We start from the raw sequence: 24,103 nt of genomic DNA on the forward strand, positions 1-24,103 counted from the left end.
TACGAAGGGACAACGCGGGCACATGAGCGCGTCAGGCGGTACCAAGGCGATCGTGGCGGCACTCGCCGCCAACCTCGCAATCGCGGCATCGAAGTTCGTGGCGTTCCTGTTCAGCGGCTCGTCCTCGATGCTCGCCGAGTCGGTGCACTCGCTCGCCGACTCCGGCAACCAGGCTCTGCTGCTCGTCGGCGGCAAGAAGGCCCAGCGCGAGGCGACCCCGCAGCATCCCTTCGGCTACGGCCGCGAGCGCTACATCTACGCCTTCCTCGTCTCGATCGTGCTGTTCTCCGTCGGTGGCATGTTCGCCATCTACGAGGGCTACGAGAAGATCAAGCACCCGCACGAGATCGAGCACTGGTACTGGCCGGTGGGCGTCCTCGTCTTCGCGATCATCGCCGAGACCTTCTCCTTCCGGACCGCCATCAAGGAGTCCAACGGACTGCGCGGCCAGAAGTCCTGGAAGGAGTTCGTCCGCCACGCCAAGGCGCCCGAGCTGCCCGTCGTCCTGCTGGAGGACCTCGGCGCGCTGGTCGGTCTGATCCTGGCCCTCGGCGGCGTCGGTCTCGCCCTCGCCACCGGCGACGGCGTCTGGGACGGCATCGGCACCCTGTGCATCGGTGTGCTGCTCATCCTGATCGCGCTCGTGCTGGCCGCCGAGACCAAGTCGCTGCTGCTCGGCGAGGCCGCGGGCGTCGAGGAGGTCGAGAAGATCGAGGCCGCGATCGTCGACGGCGACACCGTCACCCGCATCATCCACATGCGCACGCTGCACCTCGGCCCCGAGGAGCTGCTCGTCGCGGCCAAGATCGCCGTCCAGCACGACGACACGGCCACCGAGATCGCCACCGCCATCGACGCGGCCGAGGCCCGTATCCGTACGGCCGTCCCGATCGCCCGCGTCATCTACCTGGAGCCGGACGTCTACAGCGAGACCGAGGCGGCCCGCGGCGCCGACCGCGAGGCCACGCCCGGCGGCCCCGCCCCGGAGAGCGCCGGCCACTGACGGCACGCATGACGAAGGGTCCGCCGAGCGCTTCGGCGGACCCTTCGTCGTACTACTCGCTCGTACTGCTTGGTCGTACTACGACGACCCGTGCCTCACAGATGATCCGGCCACAACGCCGTCTGCTCCGCCGGCCGCCGCCGCAGGACCCGCGTCCCGATCCCGAGGATCAGCCCCAACAGCGCGAGCAGCAGCCCGAGCAGCGTGGCCACCCCGAGCAGCACGGGCCCCACGAAACTGTCGATCACCCGCCCCCGCACGGCTTCCACCGGAACCGTCCCGGCGTGGTCCTCGGGGAAGGCCCGAGAGTCCCGCGCGTTCGCCCGATGATCACCGAGCAGGAAGATCCGCCCCTCGGGCACGGTCACGTCGTACGGCCGGTGCAGCCCGTCCGCGATGCCGTCCTTCACATACGACTCGCGCAGCCGCTCGCCGTTGACGGTGATCGCCTCCCGGGACGTGTCCGGCGCCTCGCAGCACACCACGCGGTCGCCGCCCACACCGATCACGCGCTGCATCACGTCCACCCCGGACCCGTACCGCTCCGGCGCCGAGTACAGCACCACATCGCCGGGCCGCACCTCGTCCCCGTCGACGCGCTCGGCGACGATCCGGTCGCCGACGACGTACGTGGGCGACATGCTGTCGCCGTTCACCCGGGACAGGACATACCCGGTCCGCAACCACACCAGCGATCCGGCCACCAGCGCCAGCCCGAGCAGCCCCACCGCCCACGCCGTCACCATGACCTTGCGCGCCGTGCCCGCCTGCATCGCCACTCCCTCCCCACGCGGAACTCCCGCGGCGGGAGAGAGTAGCGATCTTCCGCGAACCCCCTGCGCGGGCCCCCGCCCCACTCGACGCCCTCGGCGGACCGCGCGCACCCCCGCGCACTCCGTCCACCGGCCCCCACAGCCGCCCGCGATGGCTCGATCTGTCCGGAGGCGGACTGGGGCGGCAGGGTCGACCGGTGTAGCTTGGGACGGAGCCAGACGTCGCTGCTGATGGCGGTCGGGCGGTCCCGGCAAGGACCGGCCGAGGGAGAGAGGGCCTCCGACGGACTGCGCTGCGCGCACGCGGGCATGCCTGTGTCCTCCTCGGGCACTCCTGTGTCCGCCGCCGCGCAGAACAGCCCTACCCACCTCGACCCAACCCCGAGGAGCAGCTCGCAATGACGACTGTCGACAACCGACAGGACTTCAAGGTCGCCGACCTCTCCCTGGCCGCGTTCGGCCGCAAGGAGATCACCCTCGCCGAGCACGAGATGCCCGGCCTGATGGCGATCCGCAAGGAGTACGCCGAGACCCAGCCGCTGGCCGGCGCCCGCGTCACCGGCTCCCTGCACATGACCGTGCAGACCGCCGTCCTCATCGAGACCCTGGTCGCCCTCGGCGCCGAGGTCCGCTGGGCCTCCTGCAACATCTTCTCCACCCAGGACCACGCGGCCGCCGCCATCGCCGTCGGCCCGAACGGCACGCCCGAGAACCCGCAGGGCGTCCCGGTCTTCGCCTGGAAGGGCGAGACCCTGGAGGAGTACTGGTGGTGCACGGAGCAGGCCCTGACCTGGCCGAACACCCCCACCGGCGGCCCGAACATGATCCTGGACGACGGCGGTGACGCCACCCTCCTCGTCCACAAGGGCGTCGAGTACGAGAAGGACGGCAAGGTCCCCTCCGTCGACACCGCCGAGAGCGACGAGCACCGCGTCATCCTCGAACTCCTGCACCGCACCATCACGGACGGCTCGCAGAAGTGGACCCAGCTCGCCTCGGAGATCCGCGGCGTCACCGAGGAGACCACGACCGGCGTCCACCGCCTGTACGAGATGCAGCGCGACGGCGTCCTCCTGTTCCCGGCGATCAACGTGAACGACGCCGTCACCAAGTCGAAGTTCGACAACAAGTACGGCTGCCGCCACTCCCTGATCGACGGCATCAACCGCGCCACCGACGTCCTCATCGGCGGCAAGACCGCGGTCGTCTGCGGCTACGGCGACGTGGGCAAGGGCTGCGCGGAGTCCCTGCGCGGTCAGGGCGCCCGCGTGATCGTCACCGAGATCGACCCGATCTGCGCGCTCCAGGCGGCGATGGACGGCTACCAGGTCACGACCCTCGACGAGGTCATCGACAAGGCCGACATCTTCATCACCACGACCGGCAACAAGGACATCATCATGGCCTCGGACATGGCCAAGATGAAGCACCAGGCCATCGTCGGCAACATCGGCCACTTCGACAACGAGATCGACATGGCCGGCCTCGCCAAGGTCCCGGGCATCGTCAAGGACGAGGTCAAGCCGCAGGTCCACACCTGGACCTTCCCCGACGGCAAGGTGCTGATCGTCCTCTCCGAGGGCCGCCTGCTGAACCTGGGCAACGCGACCGGCCACCCGTCGTTCGTGATGTCCAACTCCTTCGCGGACCAGACGCTGGCCCAGATCGAGCTGTTCACCAAGCAGACCGAGTACCCGATCGGCGTCTACACGCTGCCCAAGCACCTCGACGAGAAGGTCGCCCGCCTCCACCTGGACTCGCTCGGCGTGAAGCTGACGACGCTCCGCCCCGAGCAGGCCGCCTACATCGGCGTCGAGGTCGAGGGTCCCTTCAAGCCGGACCACTACCGCTACTGATCCGGATTCCGGCTCCGGGGTGAGCACGCCCGTGCCGCGCGTGCATCGATGCGCTCACCCCGCAGCAGGTCCTCAGGGCAGGCCCCCGCACCCCCGTGTCGGGGGCCTGCCCGTCTGGCCCTCGCGGCCCCTACCGGCCGGACCAGCCCGTCACGACCCAGGACCCCCATGCCCCGCGGCCGCTATTCGCTCCATGATCCGCACGATCACACCCCCCTCGCAGAAGAGCACTTCCACTGCGCGCCCGGCCCTTCCGGCTGGCGCTACGTCTCCCAGTTGACCGCCCCCTCGGGCGACCCGACCGGCTCCGTCGACCTCGCCCTCGACGAACTCGGCCGCCCCATCCGCCTCGAACTGCACGCCGGTGGCTGGCAGGTGCGCGGTGCCGCCCTCGACGGCGTCACCTGGGTCCGTACGGACCCCACCGGGACCGACGCCACGGAAGGCAATGTGCGCGCCCACGCCTTCACCGGCACGTCCCCCGCGTTCCTGGTCGCCACCACTCGTCTCCTGCGCCTCACCCCTTCCGGTTCCGCCACCCGGGTACGCCTCGTCTGCTTCACGGACCCAGTGCTCGCCCCGCGCACCGTCGACCAGTCCTGGGCCCTGCTGAGAAGAGAAGCACACGCCACTGACAATGGCCCTCTGACGGTGGACGAGTACCAGGTCACAGCGCTGGACACGGGGGAGCAGCACGCCGTGCACATCGCCGGGGACGTGGTTCTGGCGGCGCCCGGGATCGAACTGGAGGACCTGGAATCACCGCCGTCCACGTTCGCCTGAGCAGCCGAGGGACCGGACGAGATCGCCCGTCGGGCGGGGGTCACGCAGGCGGCACGAATCCGGTGCCGGGACGTTGGGCGGAGGGCTCTTCGATCGGCGCCGGGGCAGCGGGCTGCTCCACGGAGCGCTGTTCCGAGTTCGGCTGAGCTGAGTTGGGCTGAGCGGTCGGCGGTCCGTACGGACCGGATGCCTGAGCGGGCTGAGGCCAGCCACCGGCCCCGGCGGGCGGCGCCACAGCCCCATTCCGTACCGGTCCGTGCGCTGCCGGTCCGTTCCCGAAGGCCCGCCGGGCCTCGCGGGCCTGCCGCTCCTGGAGCACGGCCGCCAGATACGCCGCCGGCGGCACACCCTGCGGCGCCGGCGCACCCGTACGCGCCGCGAGATCAGCCGCGAGCCGCTCCGCCATCCTCCAGCTGACCTGCGGATCCAACTGCTGCATCCGAGTCAGGTACTGGCGGACAGCGAGCCACAGACCATCGGGAACCGCCGAGAGATCCAGCCCCGAGAACCGCCCGGCCAGCCAAGGCGGAGGCGGCGGCACAAAGCCGCCCCGGGCCGTCGGCACCCGCTCCCGTACGACGAGCGTCCCCGCGAACACATCCCCGAGCCGCCGCCCCCGTGCCGAGACCAGCGACGCGACACAGGCGACGACGCCGAAGGTCAGCAGAATCTCGATGACACCGATCGCACCCCGCACCAGCGCATGCCGGAACCGGATCGGCCCACCGTCGTCCCGCACCACACGCAGCCCGCAGGCCATCTTCCCGAGCGAACGGCCCTGACTGAGCGTCTCGACCGCGATCGGCGCGCCCACCAGCACCAGAATGAACGAGGCGATCGACACCGCGATCTGCGCCGCCTCGTCCAGCGAAGCCGTGGCCGCGACCAGCCCGATCGTCACGGCGATATAGACAGCGACGGCCACGACCAGATCGAGCAGCACGGCAAGAGCCCTGCTGGGCAGCCTCGCAGGGCGCAACTCAAGCGCCACCGCCTCGCCCGTCACCAGCTCACTCACGCCCGCCGTCCTTCCCCTGACCTGCCCCTGGAACCGCCAGTCTGCCAAGCTGAGGGCACATCGCGCCCCAGTACGACAAGCTGACAGCCCCGACGAGCCGCCGACGAACAGCCGAGGAGCAGGCACACCGATGGACCTCGACGTCTTCGTCACCAGGCACCGGGCCGAATGGGACCGCCTCGACGCCCTGCTCCAGCGCCGGCGCCGCCTGACCGGTGCGGAGGCGGACGAACTCGTCGCCCTCTACCAACGCACCGCCACCCACCTCTCCCTGATCCAGTCAAGCGCCCCGGACCCGCAACTGACCGGCCGGCTCAGCCAACTGGTGGCACGCGCGCGTAGTGCCGTGACAGGCACCCGACGCGCCTCCTGGCGAGACGCGACCCGCTTCTTCACCCACGGCTTCCCGGCCGCGGTCTACAAGTCACGCCATTGGTGGGTACCCACGGCACTGCTGTCGACCGTCGTCGCCGCGCTCCTCGGCTGGTGGATCGGCACCACCCCGGAAGTGCAGTCCTCCATCGCGGCCCCGAGCGAGCTGCGCGAGCTCACCCGCCCCGGCGGCCAGTACGAGACGTACTACTCCAGCCATCCCGCGGCCTCGTTCGCCGCCCAGGTATGGACGAACAACGCCCAGGCCGCCGCACTCTGCCTGGTCCTGGGTGTCTTCCTCGGACTGCCCGTCCTCTGGATCCTCTTCCAGAACATGCTCAACCTCGGCGTCGGCATCGGCCTGATGTCCTCCGCGGGCCGCCTCGACACCTTCCTCGGCCTCGTTCTGCCCCACGGCCTGCTCGAACTGACCGCGGTCTTCGTCGCCGCGGGCACCGGCCTGCGTCTCGGTTGGACCGTCATCGACCCCGGCCCGCGCACCCGACGCACCGCCCTCGCCGAGGAAGGCCGAGCCGCCGTAGGCATGGCGATAGGCCTGGCCCTGATCCTCTTCATATCCGGCGCCATCGAAGGCTTCGTCACCCCATCGGGCCTGCCCACCTGGGCCCGCATCACCATCGGAGTTGTCGCCGAGCTGGCATTCCTGGCATACGTCTACGTCGTCGGCGGCCGTGCCGCGCGGGCCGGCGAGACGGGTGACGTCGCGGAAGCCGAGCGCGGCGCCACTCTTCCGACGGCCGCCTGATGTGCGGACACACCAGATGAGCTGCTAGTCTCCTCTTCGCCCCGAAAGAACCGTTGACACGGATCGAACGGGGAGGTAGATTCGAACAGTTGCCTGGACTGGACCTGATCCGGTCGGTGACAGTGAGTGTCTAGCTGCTTCTTGAAGTGTCGATCGAATCGATTACTGAGAAGCCCCTCCCGATGAATCGGAAACGAGTGGCCGGTCAGACCGGCTCGAAACTTCTGATAAAGTCGGAACCGCCGGAAAGGGAAACGCGAAAGCGAGAACCTGGAAAGCACCGAGGAAATCGGATCGGAAAGATCTGATAGAGTCGGAAACGCAAGACCGAAGGGAAGCCCGGAGGAAAGCCCGAGAGGGTGAGTACAAAGGAAGCGACCGTTCCTTGAGAACTCAACAGCGTGCCAAAAATCAACGCCAGATATGTTGATACCCCGTCTCTCCCGTTCGGGAGGACGAGGTTCCTTTGAAATAACACAGCGAGGACGCTGTGTGCGAGGGGATTATTCCTCCTCTCGCACCGCTCTCGTGGTGTTGCACCGGATTACCGGTAAACATTCACGGAGAGTTTGATCCTGGCTCAGGACGAACGCTGGCGGCGTGCTTAACACATGCAAGTCGAACGATGAAGCCCTTCGGGGTGGATTAGTGGCGAACGGGTGAGTAACACGTGGGCAATCTGCCCTTCACTCTGGGACAAGCCCTGGAAACGGGGTCTAATACCGGATATCACTCCCACTCGCATGGGTGGGGGTCGAAAGCTCCGGCGGTGAAGGATGAGCCCGCGGCCTATCAGCTTGTTGGTGAGGTAATGGCTCACCAAGGCGACGACGGGTAGCCGGCCTGAGAGGGCGACCGGCCACACTGGGACTGAGACACGGCCCAGACTCCTACGGGAGGCAGCAGTGGGGAATATTGCACAATGGGCGAAAGCCTGATGCAGCGACGCCGCGTGAGGGATGACGGCCTTCGGGTTGTAAACCTCTTTCAGCAGGGAAGAAGCGAAAGTGACGGTACCTGCAGAAGAAGCGCCGGCTAACTACGTGCCAGCAGCCGCGGTAATACGTAGGGCGCAAGCGTTGTCCGGAATTATTGGGCGTAAAGAGCTCGTAGGCGGCTTGTCACGTCGGGTGTGAAAGCTCGGGGCTTAACCCCGAGTCTGCATTCGATACGGGCTAGCTAGAGTGTGGTAGGGGAGATCGGAATTCCTGGTGTAGCGGTGAAATGCGCAGATATCAGGAGGAACACCGGTGGCGAAGGCGGATCTCTGGGCCATTACTGACGCTGAGGAGCGAAAGCGTGGGGAGCGAACAGGATTAGATACCCTGGTAGTCCACGCCGTAAACGGTGGGAACTAGGTGTTGGCGACATTCCACGTCGTCGGTGCCGCAGCTAACGCATTAAGTTCCCCGCCTGGGGAGTACGGCCGCAAGGCTAAAACTCAAAGGAATTGACGGGGGCCCGCACAAGCAGCGGAGCATGTGGCTTAATTCGACGCAACGCGAAGAACCTTACCAAGGCTTGACATACACCGGAAAGCATCAGAGATGGTGCCCCCCTTGTGGTCGGTGTACAGGTGGTGCATGGCTGTCGTCAGCTCGTGTCGTGAGATGTTGGGTTAAGTCCCGCAACGAGCGCAACCCTTGTTCTGTGTTGCCAGCATGCCCTTCGGGGTGATGGGGACTCACAGGAGACCGCCGGGGTCAACTCGGAGGAAGGTGGGGACGACGTCAAGTCATCATGCCCCTTATGTCTTGGGCTGCACACGTGCTACAATGGCCGATACAATGAGCTGCGATACCGCAAGGTGGAGCGAATCTCAAAAAGTCGGTCTCAGTTCGGATTGGGGTCTGCAACTCGACCCCATGAAGTTGGAGTTGCTAGTAATCGCAGATCAGCATTGCTGCGGTGAATACGTTCCCGGGCCTTGTACACACCGCCCGTCACGTCACGAAAGTCGGTAACACCCGAAGCCGGTGGCCCAACCCCTTGTGGGAGGGAGCTGTCGAAGGTGGGACTGGCGATTGGGACGAAGTCGTAACAAGGTAGCCGTACCGGAAGGTGCGGCTGGATCACCTCCTTTCTAAGGAGCACTTCTCACCAACTCCGGTTGGTCAGAGGCCAGTACATCGGCGAATGTCCGGTGCTGGTTGCTCATGGGTGGAACGTTGATTATTCGGCAGGTCCAGGACGGACCAGGCGCTAGTACTGCTCTTCGGGGCGTGGAACGCTGATCTGGTCGGCTGATCGTGTCGGGCACGCTGTTGGGTGTCTGAGGGCACGGCCGTAAGGTCTGTCTTCGGATGCCGGCCCCAGTGCACTCGAATCCGTGAGGGTTCGGGGTGATGGGTGGCTGGTCGTTGTTTGAGAACTGCACAGTGGACGCGAGCATCTGTGGCCAAGTTTTTAAGGGCGCACGGTGGATGCCTTGGCACCAGGAACCGATGAAGGACGTGGGAGGCCACGATAGTCCCCGGGGAGTCGTCAACCAGGCTTTGATCCGGGGGTTTCCGAATGGGGAAACCCGGCAGTCGTCATGGGCTGTCACCCTTGCCTGAACACATAGGGCAAGTGGAGGGAACGCGGGGAAGTGAAACATCTCAGTACCCGCAGGAAGAGAAAACAACCGTGATTCCGGGAGTAGTGGCGAGCGAAACCGGATGAGGCCAAACCTACGACGTGTGAGACCCGGCAGGGGTTGCGTCGTGGGGGTTGTGGGATCTCTCTTTCACAGTCTGCCGGCTGTGAGACGAGTCAGAAACCGTTGATGTAGGCGAAGGACATGCGAAAGGTCCGGCGTAGAGGGTAAGACCCCCGTAGTCGAAACGTCAGCGGCTCGTTTGAGAGACACCCAAGTAGCACGGGGCCCGAGAAATCCCGTGTGAATCTGGCGGGACCACCCGCTAAGCCTAAATATTCCCTGGTGACCGATAGCGGATAGTACCGTGAGGGAATGGTGAAAAGTACCGCGGGAGCGGAGTGAAATAGTACCTGAAACCGTGTGCCTACAAGCCGTGGGAGCGTCGCTTGCAAGCTTGCTTGCAAGTCGTGACTGCGTGCCTTTTGAAGAATGAGCCTGCGAGTTTGCGGTGTGTTGCGAGGTTAACCCGTGTGGGGAAGCCGTAGCGAAAGCGAGTCCGAACAGGGCGATATAGTAGCGCGCTCAAGACCCGAAGCGGAGTGATCTAGCCATGGGCAGGTTGAAGCGGAGGTAAGACTTCGTGGAGGACCGAACCCACCAGGGTTGAAAACCTGGGGGATGACCTGTGGTTAGGGGTGAAAGGCCAATCAAACTCCGTGATAGCTGGTTCTCCCCGAAATGCATTTAGGTGCAGCGTCGTGTGTTTCTTGCCGGAGGTAGAGCACTGGATAGGCGATGGGCCCTACCGGGTTACTGACCTTAGCCAAACTCCGAATGCCGGTAAGTGAGAGCGCGGCAGTGAGACTGTGGGGGATAAGCTCCATGGTCGAGAGGGAAACAGCCCAGAGCATCGACTAAGGCCCCTAAGCGTACGCTAAGTGGGAAAGGATGTGGAGTCGCAGAGACAACCAGGAGGTTGGCTTAGAAGCAGCCACCCTTGAAAGAGTGCGTAATAGCTCACTGGTCTAGTGATTCCGCGCCGACAATGTAGCGGGGCTCAAGCGTACCGCCGAAGTCGTGTCATTGCAGCATGTAGGGCCAACGCCCGCTGTGATGGGTAGGGGAGCGTCGTCTGCCGGGTGAAGCGGCACCGGAAGGTAGTCGTGGACGGTTGACGAGTGAGAATGCAGGCATGAGTAGCGATACAAACGTGAGAAACGTTTGCGCCGATTGACTAAGGGTTCCTGGGTCAAGCTGATCTGCCCAGGGTAAGTCGGGACCTAAGGCGAGGCCGACAGGCGTAGTCGATGGATAACCGGTTGATATTCCGGTACCCGCTGTGAAGCGTCAAACATCGAGCATCGTGATGCTAAGGCCGTGAAGCCGCCCTGATCTCTTCGGAGTTGAGGGGAGTGGTGGAGCCGCCGAACCAAGCGGTTAGTAGGTGAGTGATGGGGTGACGCAGGAAGGTAGTCCATCCCGGGCGGTGGTTGTCCCGGGGTAAGGGTGTAGGCCGTGCGATAGGCAAATCCGTCGCACTTGTGGCTGAGACCTGATGCCGAGCCGATTGTGGTGAAGTGGATGATCCTATGCTGTCGAGAAAAGCCTCTAGCGAGTTTCATGGCGGCCCGTACCCTAAACCGACTCAGGTGGTCAGGTAGAGAATACCGAGGCGTTCGGGTGAACTATGGTTAAGGAACTCGGCAAAATGCCCCCGTAACTTCGGGAGAAGGGGGGCCACACCTGGTGAGAGGACTTGCTCCTCGAGCTGGGGGTGGCCGCAGAGACCAGCGAGAAGCGACTGTTTACTAAAAACACAGGTCCGTGCGAAGCCGTAAGGCGATGTATACGGACTGACGCCTGCCCGGTGCTGGAACGTTAAGGGGACCGGTTAGTCATGATTCGTCATGGCGAAGCTGAGAACTTAAGCGCCAGTAAACGGCGGTGGTAACTATAACCATCCTAAGGTAGCGAAATTCCTTGTCGGGTAAGTTCCGACCTGCACGAATGGCGTAACGACTTCTCGACTGTCTCAACCATAGGCCCGGTGAAATTGCACTACGAGTAAAGATGCTCGTTTCGCGCAGCAGGACGGAAAGACCCCGGGACCTTTACTACAGTTTGATATTGGTGTTCGGTTCGGCTTGTGTAGGATAGCTGGGAGACTTTGAAGCGGCCACGCCAGTGGTTGTGGAGTCGTCGTTGAAATACCAGTCTGGTCGTGCTGGATGTCTAACCTGGGTCCGTGATCCGGATCAGGGACAGTGTCTGATGGGTAGTTTAACTGGGGCGGTTGCCTCCTAAAGAGTAACGGAGGCGCCCAAAGGTTCCCTCAGCCTGGTTGGCAATCAGGTGTTGAGTGTAAGTGCACAAGGGAGCTTGACTGTGAGACCGACGGGTCGAGCAGGGACGAAAGTCGGGACTAGTGATCCGGCGGTGGCTTGTGGAAGCGCCGTCGCTCAACGGATAAAAGGTACCCCGGGGATAACAGGCTGATCTTCCCCAAGAGTCCATATCGACGGGATGGTTTGGCACCTCGATGTCGGCTCGTCGCATCCTGGGGCTGGAGTCGGTCCCAAGGGTTGGGCTGTTCGCCCATTAAAGCGGTACGCGAGCTGGGTTTAGAACGTCGTGAGACAGTTCGGTCCCTATCCGCTGCGCGCGCAGGAATATTGAGAAGGGCTGTCCCTAGTACGAGAGGACCGGGACGGACGAACCTCTGGTGTGCCAGTTGTTCTGCCAAGGGCATGGCTGGTTGGCTACGTTCGGGAGGGATAACCGCTGAAAGCATCTAAGCGGGAAGCCTGCTTCGAGATGAGTATTCCCACCCACTTGATGGGGTAAGGCTCCCAGTAGACGACTGGGTTGATAGGCCGGATCTGGAAGCACGGTAACGTGTGGAGGTGACCGGTACTAATAGGCCGAGGGCTTGTCCTCAGTTGCTCGCGTCCACTGTGTTGGTTCTGAAACCACGAACGGCCCCGTATGGCCATATGGCTTCATGCGGTGCGGCATTGTTCGACAGTTTCATAGTGTTTCGGTGGTCATAGCGTGAGGGAAACGCCCGGTTACATTCCGAACCCGGAAGCTAAGCCTTACAGCGCCGATGGTACTGCAGGGGGGACCCTGTGGGAGAGTAGGACGCCGCCGAACAAATTGTGAGAAAACCCCGCACCTTTCGGTGCGGGGTTTTCTGCGTTTAGGGGCCCCTTTCGGGGCGCCTTTCAAAGACGTCCTGTCGTCTTCAGGGCCAGGTAGGCGTCTGCCAATGCGGGTGCCAGTTCGTCCGGCGTCGCGTCGACCACTGTGACGCCGTGACGGCGGAGTTGGTCCGCCGTGCGGTGGCGTTCGTTCTGGGCCTGGGCCGCTGCCGCCGCGTCGTAGACGGCGTCCGTGCTGCCGCGGGCTGCGGCCATACGGGCGACATACGGATCCGCTACCGATGCCACGAGGACGGTGTGGCGCTGGGTGAGCTGAGGGAGCACCGGAAGCAGGCCCTCCTCGATCGGGGTCGCGTCGAGGCTCGTGAAGAGAACGATGAGGGCGTGGCGGGGTGCCGTACGGAGTGCTGTGGCGGTGAGGCCGCGGGCGTCTGTTTCGACGAGCTCGGGTTCGAGTGTGGCCATGGCGTTGACCAGGGACGGGAGGACGTCGCCGGCGGTTCGGCCCTGGACGAGGGCGCGTACTCGGCGGTCGTAGGCGAGGAGGTCCACGCGGTCGCCGGCGCGGGAGGCCAGGGCGGCGAGGAGAAGCGCTGCGTCCATGGACGAGTCGAGACGGGGGGCGTCGCCCACGCGGCCTGCCGAGGTTCGGCCGGTGTCCAGGGCCAGGAGGATGTGGCGGTCGCGTTCTGGGCGCCAGGTGCGTACGGCTACCGCGGACTGTCGGGCCGTAGCGCGCCAGTCGATGGAGCGGGTGTCGTCGCCGGGGACGTACTCGCGAAGGCTGTCGAATTCGGTGCCTTCGCCGCGGGTGAGGACGCTGGTGCGGCCGTCGAGTTCGCGCAGGCGGGCGAGCTTGGAGGGGAGGTGTTTGCGGCTGGTGAAGGGTGGCAGCACACGTACTGTCCACGGGACCTTGTGTGTTCCCTGGCGGGTGAACAGGCCGAGTGGGCCGTAGGAGCGGATGGTCACGCGGTCGGCCTGGCGGTCGCCTCGGCGGGTGGGGCGCAGGCGCGTGGTGACCCGGCGGAGTTCGCCGGGTGGGACCGTCAGACGGTGGCGGGATGCGTCGATCTCCGTGCCGGGGTGCCAACTGCTCGGGGGCCAGGCGTCGCGGAGGTGGGCGCGCAGGGGGCGGCCGGACGGGTTGGTGACCGTGAGCGTGACGTCGGCGGTTTCGCCCAGGCGTGCGGAGGTGTCGCCGGAGCGGGTCAGGCCGAGGCGGCGTACGGGGGCGGCGAGTGCGAAGTCGCAGGCGCAGGCCACCGCGAGGGGGGCGTTGACGGCGAGGATGCCGGTCCAGCTGGGTTCCCAGATGCCGACGGGGAGGGAGCCCAGGGCCGCCAGGAGCGCGGTGCGTCCGGTGAGTGCCATCAGCGGGGGACGGGGACGTGGGCGAGGATCGCGTTGATCACGGAGTCGGCTGTCACGCCCTCCATCTCGGCCTCGGGTCGGAGTTGGACGCGGTGCCGGAGGGTGGGCAGGGCGAGGGCTTTGACGTCGTCGGGGATGACGTAGTCGCGCCCGGTCAGCCATGCCCATGCGCGGGCGGTGGCGAGGAGGGCCGTCGCTCCGCGCGGGGAGACGCCGAGGGAGAGGGACGGCGATTCGCGGGTGGCCCGGCAGATGTCGACGACGTAGGCCGTGATCTCGGGGGAGACGACGGTCTTGGCCACGGAGGCGCGGGCGGTTTCCAGGTCGGCGGCGCCGGCTACGGGGCGTACGCCGGCGGCGTGCAGGTCGCGGGGGTTGAAGCCCTCGGCGTGGCGGGTGAGGACGGCGATCTCGTCCTGGCGGGAGGGCAGAGGGATCGTCAGTTTGAGGAGGAAGCGGTCCAGTTGGGCTTCGGGCAGGGGGTAGGTGCCCTCGTACTCGACCGGGTTCTGGGTTGCCGCGACCAGGAAGGGCTCGGGCAGCGGGCGGGGGGTGCCGTCGACCGTGACCTGGCGTTCCTCCATGGCTTCGAGGAGGGACGACTGGGTCTTCGGGGGCGTGCGGTTGATCTCGTCCGCGAGGAGGAGGTTGGTGAAGACCGGGCCGGGCTGGAAGGAGAACTCCGCGGTGCGGGTGTCGTAGACCAGGGAGCCGGTGACGTCGCTCGGCATGAGGTCGGGGGTGAACTGGACTCGCTTGGTGTCGAGTTCGAGTGCGGATGCGAGGGTGCGGACGAGCAACGTTTTGGCGACCCCAGGGACTCCTTCCAGTAGTACGTGTCCGCGGCAGAGGAGGGCGACTACGAGGCCGGTCACGGCGGGGTCCTGGCCGACCACGGCTTTGGCGATCTCGGCGCGCAGGGCTTCCAGGGAGGCCCGGGAATCGGCCCGATCCTCGGTCTGCCCGGCGTTGTCAGTGGTCGGGTCCGTCATGGACGGCGTACCTCACTTTCGAGGGCGTCGAGTTGGTCGGCGAGGGAGATGAGGGCGGCGTCGTCGCCGGGCGGCGGGCCGAAGAGGAGGGTGTGCAGGGACTGCCCGTCGCCGTGGAGGTGCGTGGACAGGGCGGGGAGCAGGGCTTCGGGCGCGTGTGCCTGGGCGACGGGGACGCCTACGAGAGGGGCGAGGCGGGTGCGAGTGGTGGAGCGAAGAGCGGCCGCGGCACGGTCGCGGGCGTTGGCCTTGCGGTAGAGGCGGGCGCGGCCTTCGACGGTTTCGGAGGCGCGGATCGCGACGGGGAGATTCTCGGGCACGAGGGCGCCGAGTCGGCGTGCCCGCCAGAGGGCGGCGAGGGCTGCCGCGATGAAGAGCTGGAGTGTGCCCCAGAGCCAGCCCGAGGGGAGCAGGTCGAAGAAGCCGCGCTCGCCTTCGGTGCCGGCGGCGGTGGAGTCGGAGAGCGAGGGGAGGTACCAGACCAGATGGGGGCGGGAGCCGAGGAGTTGGAGGGCGAGCGAGGCGTTGCCCTGCTCGTCGAGGCGGTCGTTGGTGAGGATGTCGGGCGCGCCGAGGACGACGGTGTCGCCGTCCCCGGAGGTGTCCGGGATGAGCAGGAGGGTGGCCAGGCGCTCGCTCGGGTAGCAGGAGGTCGCCTGGAGGTGGGTGGTGGTGTAGCGGTTGCCGCCCGTGTCGGCGGCGCCGGCGCGCTGGGCCTCGGGCAGGTCGCAGTCGGGCTGGAGCGTGGAGCCGAGGCTCTTGGCGGGGTCGGCGACGACACCGGGGGCGAGTCGTTCGACGGACCAACTGCCGGGGGCGACGAGGAGGGTGCGGCCGCCGGTGCCGGTCATCGTGGAGTGCAGGGCGTTCTGTTGACGCTCGGTCAGCAGGTCGGGGGCGGCGACGAGCAGGGTGGTGTCGGGGTCCCCGGCGGCGCGTGCCTCGTCGAGGGTGGTGACCACGCGCGTGGACACACCGCGGTCGGCGAGGAGTTCGGCGACGGCGCGGCTGCCCTGCGGGTCGGCGGAGCGCGGGTCGAGGGTGCCGTGCCGGGTGTCGGAGCGGATCACGGCGATGGCCACGGCGCCCGCGAGGAGGACGACCAGGGCGAGGGCGATGCCTCGCGCGCGGGTCCACACCTGGCGGGCGGTGGGCGAGACCGAGGTGGACGGGAGCGTCGCCTGCTGGGTCATTCGGCGGCTCCCGGGCGGGAGTTGTGGGCCGCGCTGTGGGCGCTGGTCGTGGTGAGCTGGGGCTTGGTGCGCTCCAGGTCGTGGTCGAGGTCGGCGATGCGCCGGTACGACGGCTCGGTCGCGGCTCGGCCGCCGTATGTCACATCGTCGAAGTCCCGTGCGGCGGCGCGCAGTCGGTCGGTGTGGGAAGGCAGGGCGCGGCCTGCCTCGGCTGCGGCCTCGTCGGCGGTGCGGCCGGGGCGGACGTCGAGGAGGGCGCGTTCCTCCAGGGAGCGGACGATGGCGCGCATGCGTTCCTGGACGGCCTGGTTCCAGTGGCCCTGGGCGGCGTGTGCCTCGGCGGCGGCGCGGTGTTCGGCGGCACTGCGGGGGCGGTCGTCGAACAGGGCGGCTGCGGACGTGGGTTCACGGCGGGGGGTGCCTAGGCGCCACCACAGGGCGCCGAGGACGGCGAGTACGGCCACGATGACGACGACCAGTCCGAGCGGTCCTCCGGGTGTCACGGCGGAGGCGCTGCTGAACAGGTCGTCGACCCAGCGCCAGAAGGCGTCGAGAGCGCGTTGGAAGAAGCCGGGGTCGTTCTCGTGGTACAGCCGCTTGGACAGTTCCCGGCGGGCGGCGTCCTGTGCCGGGTCGCGCGGGATCGTCAGGGGCGGTTCGTCGTCGGAGCGCGCCTGCGACAGCGCGATGGCATCGCCGAGGTGCAGTGACATGCGTACCGCGGCGCGTGGCAGGGCCGGCGCCGCGGTGAGAACTCCCCCCGCCAGGCTCACCGGTTCAGCTCCCCGGGGTGTCGGATCCGTAGCCCTGGACGCCGGCGGCGCGGGCCAGGTCGAGGTCGAGTGCCTCGCGGCGGATGCGCTGGTCGATGTAGAGGAGCACGGTGACACCGGCCGAGATCGGGAAGGTGATCATGGATCCGATCACGGAGCCGACACCGCTGACGATGAGGTAGGTCCAGCCGAGGTCACCGCCGCCGCTCTCGAGGAGGCCGCCCACGCTGTCGCCGCTGAAGGCGTCGGCCAGGAAGACGAACGGGATGGCGATGATCGAGGCCAGGATGCTCGCGATGATCATGGCCAGCAGCTGGATGCCGAAGATCCGCCACCACGAGCCGCGGACCAGTTTCACGGAGCGGCTCATCGACTTCACGATGCCCTGCTTCTCCAGCATCAGAGCCGGGGAGGCGAGGGAGAAGCGGACCATCAGCCAGATCGCGACGACGATCGTGCACAGGCTGCCGAGGGCGGTGAGCGCGGCGCCAGCCTCGCCGGCGCCCGCGACGGCCACCAGGATGCCGGGCAGTGCGCCGACGGCGATGATGCCGAAGGTGATGAGCAGCAGCAGGAAGATCAGGCCGAACAGCCTGGCGACCTGTGGGCGGGCGTCGTTCCAGGCCTCGCCGAGGTTGACCGGCTTGCCGAGGACGGCGCGGCTGGTGACGGTGGTGAGCAGGGCGGTCGCGATGATCGTGCCGATCAGCGAGATCAGGGAGATGACGCCGTAGCCGAGCATGGCGTCGCCCATGGCGCGGGTGAGTTCGCCGAGGGTGGCGCTGGGGTCGTTGAGGGCTTCGGTGTCGATGCGGTCGTTGAGGAAGAAGCCCTGGAGCAGGACGACGACGATCTCGGTGAGGACGGCGACGGTGAGAGCGATGCCGAGGACCGTGCGCCAGTAGGCGCGCATGGTGGAGACGGCGCCGTCGAGGATCTCGCCGACGCCGAGCGGGCGCAGCGGAATCACACCGGGCCTGGCCGCGGGCGGGGGGCCGCCCCAACCGCCGCCCCAGGCGCCGTGTCCGCCGTATCCGCCGGGACCGCCATGGCCTCCGTGGCCGCCGCTCGCGGGGGGCCTGCTGCCCCAGCCGGGGCCGGGCGGCGGGGGAGGCGGGGTCTGCTCCGGGGCCGGGGGGCCGGTGGGCGCGGACCACTGGGCCGGTGGCGGCTGCTCCTTGGACCACTTCGAGCCGGGGCCCTGCGGCTCCGCGCCGGGCTGGTCCGCGGGCTGCTCGGGGTCCGGGCGGTCGGCGGGCCGGTCAGGGCCGGACTTGCCGTGCTCCTGCCCGTCGGACGGGGCGGATCCGGGCGAGGCCCAGCCCGGAGTGTCGTTCATCGTCGCTCCTTCACGGTGCCCGTCCGCGGGGCGCGGTGGCAGGTTGGCAGCCATCGTGCCATGGGGTGGTCATCCGGTGGCCGGCCACGGTATGGGCTGCACACCTTCAATTGTCCGCCGGATAACGGGCAGACTGACCGCATGGCTGATCAGCACGCGCAATCAGGCGAGGACAAGCGGCCGACCGAGATACCGGTGATCCGCTGGGAAGAGCCACCCGAAGGCCCCGTCCTGGTCCTGCTCGACCAGACGAGGCTGCCCGTAGAGGAGGTCGAACTGGTCTGTACGGATGCGCCGATGCTGGTGGAGGCGATCCGGTCGCTCGCCGTGCGCGGGGCGCCGCTGCTCGGGATCGCGGGGGCGTACGGTGTCGCGCTCGCCGCCGTGCGGGGATTTGACGTGGACGACGCGGCGGACGCGCTCGCGGGCGCTCGGCCCACCGCGGTGAACCTCGCCGTCGGGGTGCGCAGGGCGCAGGCCGCGTACCGGGCCGAGTTGGCCAGGAGCGGCGACACCGACAAGGCGGCGGAGGCGGCGCTGGCCGCCGCGCGGAAGCTGCACCGGGACGATGCCGAGGCCAGTGCACGGATGGCCGAGCGGGGCCTGGCGCTGCTCGATGAGTTGTTGCCCGGTGGTGGGCACCGCGTTCTGACGCACTGCAACACCGGCTCGCTGGTGTCCGGCGGGGAGGGCACGGCGTTCGCGGTGGCGCTGGCGGCGCATCGGGCGGGCCAGTTGCGGCGGCTGTGGGTGGACGAGACGCGTCCGCTGCTCCAAGGGGCGCGGCTGACGGCGTACGAGGCGGCGCGCAGCGGGATGGCGTACACCTTGCTCACGGACAACGCGGCGGGTTCGCTGTTCGCGGCCGGTGAGGTGGACGCGGTGCTGATCGGTGCGGACCGGATCGCGGCGGACGGGTCGGTGGCGAACAAGGTGGGGAGCTATCCGCTCGCGGTGCTCGCTCGGTACCACCATGTGCCCTTCATCGTGGTGGCGCCGGTGACGACGGTGGACCGGGACACGCCCGACGGGGCGTCCATCGAGGTGGAGCAGCGTGCCGGGTTCGAGGTGACCGAGGTGACCGCGCCGCAGGTGCCGGTGACGGGGCCGGGCGGTGGGATACCGGTGGCTCCGTTGGGGACGCAGGCGTACAACCCGGCGTTCGATGTGACGCCGCCGGAGCTGGTGACGGCGATCGTGACGGAAGAGGGCGTGGTGTCGCCCGTGACGGCTGAGGCGCTGGCCGAGGTGTGTGCCAGGTCGCGGGAAGTGACGATCGGCTGACGCCGGGTGTTCATGGTGAGTCGGCGACCGGTGTCCGATGGGCGTCGACACGGCGTTGACCGGCCGTCGGCCTCATGATCGATGGGCGAGGGCAGACAGTAGCGACCCCATACGACTATCGTCACAGGCCAGTGACCCTTCTCACCAGCGCCCCGGTCACTGTTACGAGAATGGGATGATGTCGTTTATGAAGGGACGAGTCCTTGTCGTCGACGACGACACCGCACTGGCCGAGATGCTCGGCATCGTGCTGCGTGGTGAAGGTTTCGAGCCGTCTTTCGTAGCCGACGGCGACAAGGCGCTGGCCGCTTTCCGTGAGACCAAGCCTGATCTGGTGCTGCTCGACCTGATGCTGCCCGGACGGGACGGCATCGAGGTGTGCCGTCTGATCCGGGCGGAGTCGGGTGTGCCGATCGTGATGCTCACGGCCAAGAGCGACACCGTCGATGTCGTCGTGGGCCTGGAGTCGGGCGCGGACGACTACATCGTCAAGCCGTTCAAGCCGAAGGAGCTGGTCGCCCGGATCCGGGCGCGGCTGCGGAGGTCGGAGGAGCCGGCGCCGGAGCAGCTCGCCATCGGTGACCTGGTCATCGACGTGGCCGGGCACTCGGTGAAGCGGGACGGGCAGTCGATCGCGCTGACGCCGCTGGAGTTCGACCTGCTGGTGGCGCTCGCGCGCAAGCCGTGGCAGGTGTTCACCCGCGAGGTCCTGCTGGAGCAGGTGTGGGGCTATCGGCACGCCGCCGACACCCGCCTGGTCAATGTCCATGTACAGCGGCTGCGCTCCAAGGTCGAGAAGGACCCGGAGCGGCCGGAGATCGTGGTGACCGTCCGTGGTGTCGGTTACAAGGCGGGACCGAGCTGACATGTCCGGTGACAGTGCCGCTTCGGCGCCCGGACGGTCCGGGACCCGCGCGGGGCGGCCTGTCGGCCGGGGGACGGCAGGCTCGCGCTGGGGACGATTCCTGGAGGGCGGGCTGCTCCAGGGCGGAGTCCAGGGCAGCCCGGTCCTTCGGCTGTTCATGCGCTGGGTGCGCCGGCCGCTGCTGCCCGTCATGCGGCTGTGGCGGCGCAACATCCAGCTCAAGGTCGTCGTCACGACCCTGCTGATGTCGCTGGGCGTCGTGCTGCTGCTGGGCTTCGTCGTCATCGGGCAGGTGCGCAACGGCCTGCTGGACGCCAAGGTGAAGGCCGCGCAGAGCCAGGCCGCCGGCGGTTTCGCCGCGGCCAAGCAGGCGGCCGACGAGACAGGCCTGGAGGCCGGGACCGGCGACGACGGCACCGCCGCGGACGGCCGGCCCGATCAGAACGTCATCCAGTGGATGAGTGAACTGGTGGAATCGCTGTCCAGCGGTGGCCAGGGCGCCTTCGAGGTCGTGACGCTCCCCTCCGGCGGGGACAGCGGCGGCGGGCGTGGTCCGCGCGCCTCGAACTACGTCGCCCCGAGTGCCAGCGTGCCCGAGAACCTGCGGGAGCGGATAGACAGCGGCACCTCGGCGGCCCAGAGCTACACGCGGATCATCTACAACGCCGACAAGGAGTCCCAGCCGGCCCTTGTCATCGGCAAGCAGGTCAACGACCCCAACGGCGACCCCTACCAGCTGTACTACCTCTTCCCGCTCACGCAGGAGGAGAAGTCGCTGAGCCTGGTCAAGGGCACGCTGGCGACCGCCGGGCTGTTCGTCGTCGTCCTGCTCGGGGCCATTGCCTGGCTCGTGGTGCGGCAGGTCGTCACGCCGGTGCGGATGGCGGCCGGGATCGCCGAGCGGCTGTCCGCCGGGCGCCTCCAGGAGCGGATGAAGGTCACCGGCGAGGACGACATCGCCCGCCTGGGTGAGGCCTTCAACAAGATGGCGCAGAACCTCCAGCTGAAGATTCAGCAGTTGGAGGACCTGTCGCGAATGCAGCGGCGGTTCGTTTCCGACGTGTCGCACGAGCTGCGGACGCCGCTGACGACCGTACGGATGGCCGCTGATGTCATCCATGAGGCGCGGGAGGACTTCGACCCGGTGACCGCGCGGTCGGCCGAGCTGCTCGCCGACCAGCTGGACCGGTTCGAGTCGCTGCTCGCGGACCTGCTGGAGATCAGCCGGTTCGACGCGGGCGCGGCGGCACTGGAGGCCGAGCCGATCGACCTGCGTGAGGTCGTCCGCAGGGTGGTCAGCGGGGCCGAGCCGCTCGCCGAGCGCAAGGGCACGACGATACGGATGGTGGGCGACCAGCAGCCCGTCGTCGCCGAGGCCGACGCACGGCGCGTGGAGCGCGTGCTGCGCAATCTCGTGGTCAACGCCGTGGAGCACGGCGAGGGCCGGGACGTGGTGGTCAAGCTCGCTTCGGCGGGCGGGGCGGTCGCGGTCGCGGTGCGCGACTACGGCGTCGGGCTCAAGCCCGGCGAGGCGACCCGCGTCTTCAGCCGTTTCTGGCGGGCCGACCCGGCACGCGCGCGTACCACCGGCGGTACGGGTCTGGGGCTGTCCATCGCCCTGGAGGACGCCCGGCTGCACGGCGGCTGGCTCCAGGCCTGGGGCGAGCCCGGTGGCGGCTCCCAGTTCCGCCTGACGCTGCCGCGGACCGCGGACGAGCCGCTCAGGGGCTCCCCGATACCGCTGGAGCCGAAGGACTCGCGCCGTAACCGCGGGCTGGACGACGCAGGTCTCCCGCGCGGGGAGAAGAGCGCGACCGTGCCGGCGCAGTTGACCGGCGAGGCGTCCGGCATGCCCTCGCGCGACCCGATCCCGCAGCGGCCGAACGGAATGGCCCCCACGGCCGATCCGACGGCACTGCCGGGCAACGGCGCGCGCGTGGTGCCCCGGCCCGCCTCGGTGCCGCGACGACAGGACGACGCGCCCGCCGGGGAGGCGGCGCGCGATGACAACGCCGGGCCGTCGCAGGACCCGAGCAGGCAAGGGGAGGCATTTCGTGGGCGCTGACCGCGAGGGGGGCACCCGGCGGCGGCCGGGACGCGCGGTGGCGTACGTCGCCTGTGGCGCCGTACTGCTGGCCGGGTGTGCCTCGATGCCCGACAGCGGGGATCTGAGCGGGGTCGACTCCACTCAGATCCAGGACACCCAGGTGCGGGTGTTCGCGGTGCCGCCCCCGGAGGACGCGACGCCCACACAGCTCGTACAGGGCTTTCTTGAGGCGCTGACCAGCGACGATCCGAATTATGAGACCGCGAGCCAGTATCTGACCAAGGGCGCGGCGAAGGCGTGGCAGCCGAGGACGGGCACGACGGTCCTCGCGGACAGTCCCGACGCCTTCGAGCTGCCCCGGCCGCGGGGGCGGGAGGACACGGGGGAGACCTCGTTCACGCTGAGCGGCATCAAGGTCGCCACGGTGGACGAGCAGCAGTCGTACGCGCCGGCGGACGGCGGCTACGAGGCGCTGCTGCATCTCGCACAGGACCCGAAGACCAAGCAGTGGCGCATCGACGAGCTGCCGCCGGGTGTCGTCCTGGGGCAGGGCGACTTCGAGCGGAACTACACGTCGGTCAACAAGTACTACTTCGCCTCGAACAGCGTCGCGGGCGGGAGCCGGCAGACGGCGGCCGTCGCCGACCCCGTCTTCGTCCGTGAGCGTGTCGACCCGATGACGCAGATGGTGCGTTCGGTGCTGAAGGGGCCCACCACCCTGCTCAGGCACGTGGTCCGGACGAGCTTCCCCACGGGTACGGCGCTGGCGAAGGGCACCACCACGCTGACGCCCGACGAGCAGAACAAGCTGACCGTGCCGCTGAACGACAAGGCGGCCCGGGTCGGCCTGAACCGGTGCACCGAGATGGCGGCCCAGCTGCTGTTCACGCTGCGCAGCCTGTCGCCCTCGCTGGAAGAGGTCGTGCTGGAGTCGGGCGACCGGCAACTGTGCTCGCTGGCTTCCGGGCGGGCCGGATCCACGGCCACGCGCGGGTCCACGGATGACGTCGAGTACGTGTACTTCGTCGACGACGAGCACCGGCTCGTGCGGATGAAGGCCGAGGAGGGCGCGCGGACGCCGGAGGCGGTGCCGGGCGCGCTGGGCGAGGGGCAGACGCAACTGCGGTCCGCGGCCGTCTCGCGGGACGAGGAGATGGCGGCCGGGGTCGGCCGGGACGGCAAGCAGCTGTACGTCGGCTCGCTGGTGTCGGGCGGATCGCTCGGGGAGCCGGTGCTGCGCAGTGCGGGCAAGACGGAGAAGGACCGGCTGACCGCGCCGAGCTGGGACGCCCAGCACGACCTCTGGATCGCCGACCGGAACCCCGACGACCCGAGGCTGCTTCTGCTGGAGAACGGCGCGGGCGATCCACTCGAGGTGAAGACACCAGGGCTGGACGGGCGCATCGAGTCGGTCCGGGTCGCCGCGGACGGGGTGCGGATCGCGCTCGTGGTGTCCCAGGGCGAGCAGTCGTCCCTGCTCATCGGGCGGATCGAGCGCGAGACGAAGCCCGGGGAGGACCGGCCGACGGTCTCGGTCATGGAACTGCGCTCCGCCACGCCGCAGTTGGAGGAGGTCACCACCGTCTCCTGGGCGGGCGACAGCCGGCTCGTGGTGGTCGGCCGTGAACAGGACGGCGTGCAGACGGTGCGGTACGTGCAGGTCGACGGATCCACGCCGGAGGGGCCGGCGCCCGCCGCGCTCACCGGGGTGAAGGAGATCGCCGCGACCGAGGACGACCGGCTGGCGCTGGTGGCCTACTCCGAGGACGGCATCGTGCGGCTTCAGGCCGGCGGACAGTGGCAGAAGGTCGTGACGGACGGGACGGCGCCGGTCTATCCGGGGTGAGCGGACCCGCTGTCGAGGGGTGAGCGGCTGATTTCGGTCGAGGCTTGGCTTCGGCGGGGACGGCCGCTTTCTCATGC

At 68.0% G+C, this 24,103-nt stretch carries 15 protein-coding genes and 3 rRNA genes; 11 read left to right on the forward strand and 7 right to left on the reverse strand.

The window, feature by feature from the left end:
* Nucleotides 1-22: 22 nt before the first annotated feature.
* Nucleotides 23-1,003 carry a cation diffusion facilitator family transporter gene (locus tag BN159_RS26025; protein WP_015659986.1) on the forward strand — a complete coding sequence of 327 codons (981 nt, stop codon included), beginning with the start codon at nucleotides 23-25 and terminating at the stop codon, nucleotides 1,001-1,003.
* 95 nt (nucleotides 1,004-1,098) lie between these two features.
* On the opposite strand, the gene lepB is transcribed toward BN159_RS26025, so the two are convergent.
* Nucleotides 1,099-1,776: a signal peptidase I gene (gene lepB, locus BN159_RS26030; protein ID WP_015659987.1), complete on the reverse strand. Its 678-nt coding sequence runs from the start codon at nucleotides 1,774-1,776 to the stop codon at nucleotides 1,099-1,101.
* Between the two features lie 398 nt (nucleotides 1,777-2,174).
* On the opposite strand from lepB, the gene ahcY reads away from it, so the two are divergent.
* Together ahcY and BN159_RS26040 are read left to right on the forward strand one after the other, a co-directional pair.
* A complete protein-coding gene (gene ahcY / locus BN159_RS26035) occupies nucleotides 2,175-3,632 on the forward strand; it encodes an adenosylhomocysteinase (protein ID WP_015659988.1) in 1,458 nt (485 codons plus the stop codon).
* A 168-nt stretch (nucleotides 3,633-3,800) separates the two neighbouring features.
* Entirely contained in the window at nucleotides 3,801-4,415 is a 615-nt protein-coding gene (locus BN159_RS26040) for a hypothetical protein (RefSeq protein WP_015659989.1), read from the forward strand.
* A gap of 40 nt (nucleotides 4,416-4,455) precedes the next feature.
* Here the strand turns inward: BN159_RS26040 and BN159_RS26045 are convergent, their stop codons facing one another.
* Entirely contained in the window at nucleotides 4,456-5,433 is a 978-nt protein-coding gene (locus tag BN159_RS26045; RefSeq protein ID WP_015659990.1) for an RDD family protein, read from the reverse strand.
* A gap of 130 nt (nucleotides 5,434-5,563) precedes the next feature.
* Between BN159_RS26045 and BN159_RS26050 the strand changes: the two genes are divergently transcribed.
* The 4 genes from BN159_RS26050 (at nucleotide 5,564) to rrf (ending at nucleotide 12,305) form a co-directional block, all read left to right on the forward strand.
* Nucleotides 5,564-6,571 carry a stage II sporulation protein M gene (locus tag BN159_RS26050; protein WP_015659991.1) on the forward strand — a complete coding sequence of 336 codons (1,008 nt, stop codon included), beginning with the start codon at nucleotides 5,564-5,566 and terminating at the stop codon, nucleotides 6,569-6,571.
* A 557-nt stretch (nucleotides 6,572-7,128) separates the two neighbouring features.
* Nucleotides 7,129-8,654 (forward strand): 16S ribosomal RNA (locus BN159_RS26055).
* 313 nt (nucleotides 8,655-8,967) lie between these two features.
* A 23S ribosomal RNA gene (locus tag BN159_RS26060) occupies nucleotides 8,968-12,089 on the forward strand.
* A gap of 99 nt (nucleotides 12,090-12,188) precedes the next feature.
* Nucleotides 12,189-12,305: ribosomal RNA gene (gene rrf, locus BN159_RS26065) — 5S ribosomal RNA — on the forward strand.
* Together the 16S, 23S and 5S rRNA genes form the textbook arrangement of a ribosomal RNA operon.
* 71 nt (nucleotides 12,306-12,376) lie before the next feature.
* Here rrf and BN159_RS26070 read toward each other — a convergent pair.
* From BN159_RS26070 to BN159_RS26090, 5 genes are read right to left on the reverse strand one after another with little or no spacing between them, the layout of a single operon-like run.
* Nucleotides 12,377-13,687: a DUF58 domain-containing protein gene (locus BN159_RS26070; RefSeq protein WP_015659992.1), complete on the reverse strand. Its 1,311-nt coding sequence runs from the start codon at nucleotides 13,685-13,687 to the stop codon at nucleotides 12,377-12,379.
* On the reverse strand, nucleotides 13,687-14,679 hold the full coding sequence (locus tag BN159_RS26075) for an AAA family ATPase (RefSeq protein WP_015659993.1): 993 nt from the start codon (nucleotides 14,677-14,679) through the stop codon (nucleotides 13,687-13,689). The genes BN159_RS26070 and BN159_RS26075 overlap by 1 nt, the downstream gene beginning before the upstream one ends.
* Nucleotides 14,676-15,872, reverse strand: coding sequence for a DUF4350 domain-containing protein (locus BN159_RS26080; RefSeq protein ID WP_015659994.1), 1,197 nt, complete (start codon nucleotides 15,870-15,872; stop codon nucleotides 14,676-14,678). Before BN159_RS26080 ends, BN159_RS26075 begins: the two co-directional genes overlap by 4 nt.
* Complete coding sequence (locus tag BN159_RS26085; protein WP_015659995.1) at nucleotides 15,869-16,645, reverse strand: DUF4129 domain-containing protein; 777 nt, start codon at nucleotides 16,643-16,645, stop codon at nucleotides 15,869-15,871. The genes BN159_RS26080 and BN159_RS26085 overlap by 4 nt, the downstream gene beginning before the upstream one ends.
* Before the next feature lie 4 nt (nucleotides 16,646-16,649).
* Nucleotides 16,650-17,984 (reverse strand): glycerophosphoryl diester phosphodiesterase membrane domain-containing protein, encoded by a 1,335-nt coding sequence (locus BN159_RS26090; RefSeq protein ID WP_015659996.1) that lies wholly within the window; start codon nucleotides 17,982-17,984, stop codon nucleotides 16,650-16,652.
* A 141-nt stretch (nucleotides 17,985-18,125) separates the two neighbouring features.
* Here BN159_RS26090 and mtnA point away from each other — a divergent pair, with 141 nt between their 5' ends.
* The 4 genes from mtnA to BN159_RS26110 all read left to right on the forward strand — a co-directional run bounded on the left by mtnA (nucleotide 18,126) and on the right by BN159_RS26110 (nucleotide 24,026).
* Nucleotides 18,126-19,268 (forward strand): S-methyl-5-thioribose-1-phosphate isomerase, encoded by a 1,143-nt coding sequence (mtnA, locus tag BN159_RS26095; protein WP_015659997.1) that lies wholly within the window; start codon nucleotides 18,126-18,128, stop codon nucleotides 19,266-19,268.
* 175 nt (nucleotides 19,269-19,443) lie between these two features.
* Nucleotides 19,444-20,133 (forward strand): two-component system response regulator MtrA, encoded by a 690-nt coding sequence (mtrA, locus tag BN159_RS26100; protein ID WP_015659998.1) that lies wholly within the window; start codon nucleotides 19,444-19,446, stop codon nucleotides 20,131-20,133.
* Nucleotide 20,134: 1 nt separating this feature from the next.
* Complete coding sequence (mtrB, locus tag BN159_RS26105) at nucleotides 20,135-22,198, forward strand: MtrAB system histidine kinase MtrB (protein WP_015659999.1); 2,064 nt, start codon at nucleotides 20,135-20,137, stop codon at nucleotides 22,196-22,198.
* On the forward strand, nucleotides 22,188-24,026 hold the full coding sequence (locus BN159_RS26110) for an LpqB family beta-propeller domain-containing protein (RefSeq protein WP_015660000.1): 1,839 nt from the start codon (nucleotides 22,188-22,190) through the stop codon (nucleotides 24,024-24,026). Before mtrB ends, BN159_RS26110 begins: the two co-directional genes overlap by 11 nt.
* Nucleotides 24,027-24,103 lie beyond the last annotated feature (77 nt).

The sequence above is a fragment of the Streptomyces davaonensis JCM 4913 genome (genome assembly GCF_000349325.1).
In the GTDB taxonomy this organism is placed as follows: Bacteria; Actinomycetota; Actinomycetes; order Streptomycetales; family Streptomycetaceae; genus Streptomyces; species Streptomyces davaonensis.

Coding starts and splice junctions, on each gene's coding strand:
- BN159_RS26025 (WP_015659986.1), top strand. CDS start 23: ATGAGCGCGTCAGGCGGTACCAAGGCGATCGTGGCGGCACTCGCCGCC.
- lepB (WP_015659987.1), bottom strand. CDS start 1,776: ATGCAGGCGGGCACGGCGCGCAAGGTCATGGTGACGGCGTGGGCGGTG.
- ahcY (WP_015659988.1), top strand. CDS start 2,175: ATGACGACTGTCGACAACCGACAGGACTTCAAGGTCGCCGACCTCTCC.
- BN159_RS26040 (WP_015659989.1), top strand. CDS start 3,801: ATGCCCCGCGGCCGCTATTCGCTCCATGATCCGCACGATCACACCCCC.
- BN159_RS26050 (WP_015659991.1), top strand. CDS start 5,564: ATGGACCTCGACGTCTTCGTCACCAGGCACCGGGCCGAATGGGACCGC.
- BN159_RS26070 (WP_015659992.1), bottom strand. CDS start 13,687: ATGGCACTCACCGGACGCACCGCGCTCCTGGCGGCCCTGGGCTCCCTC.
- BN159_RS26075 (WP_015659993.1), bottom strand. CDS start 14,679: ATGACGGACCCGACCACTGACAACGCCGGGCAGACCGAGGATCGGGCC.
- BN159_RS26080 (WP_015659994.1), bottom strand. CDS start 15,872: ATGACCCAGCAGGCGACGCTCCCGTCCACCTCGGTCTCGCCCACCGCC.
- BN159_RS26090 (WP_015659996.1), bottom strand. CDS start 17,984: ATGAACGACACTCCGGGCTGGGCCTCGCCCGGATCCGCCCCGTCCGAC.
- mtnA (WP_015659997.1), top strand. CDS start 18,126: ATGGCTGATCAGCACGCGCAATCAGGCGAGGACAAGCGGCCGACCGAG.
- mtrA (WP_015659998.1), top strand. CDS start 19,444: ATGATGTCGTTTATGAAGGGACGAGTCCTTGTCGTCGACGACGACACC.
- mtrB (WP_015659999.1), top strand. CDS start 20,135: ATGTCCGGTGACAGTGCCGCTTCGGCGCCCGGACGGTCCGGGACCCGC.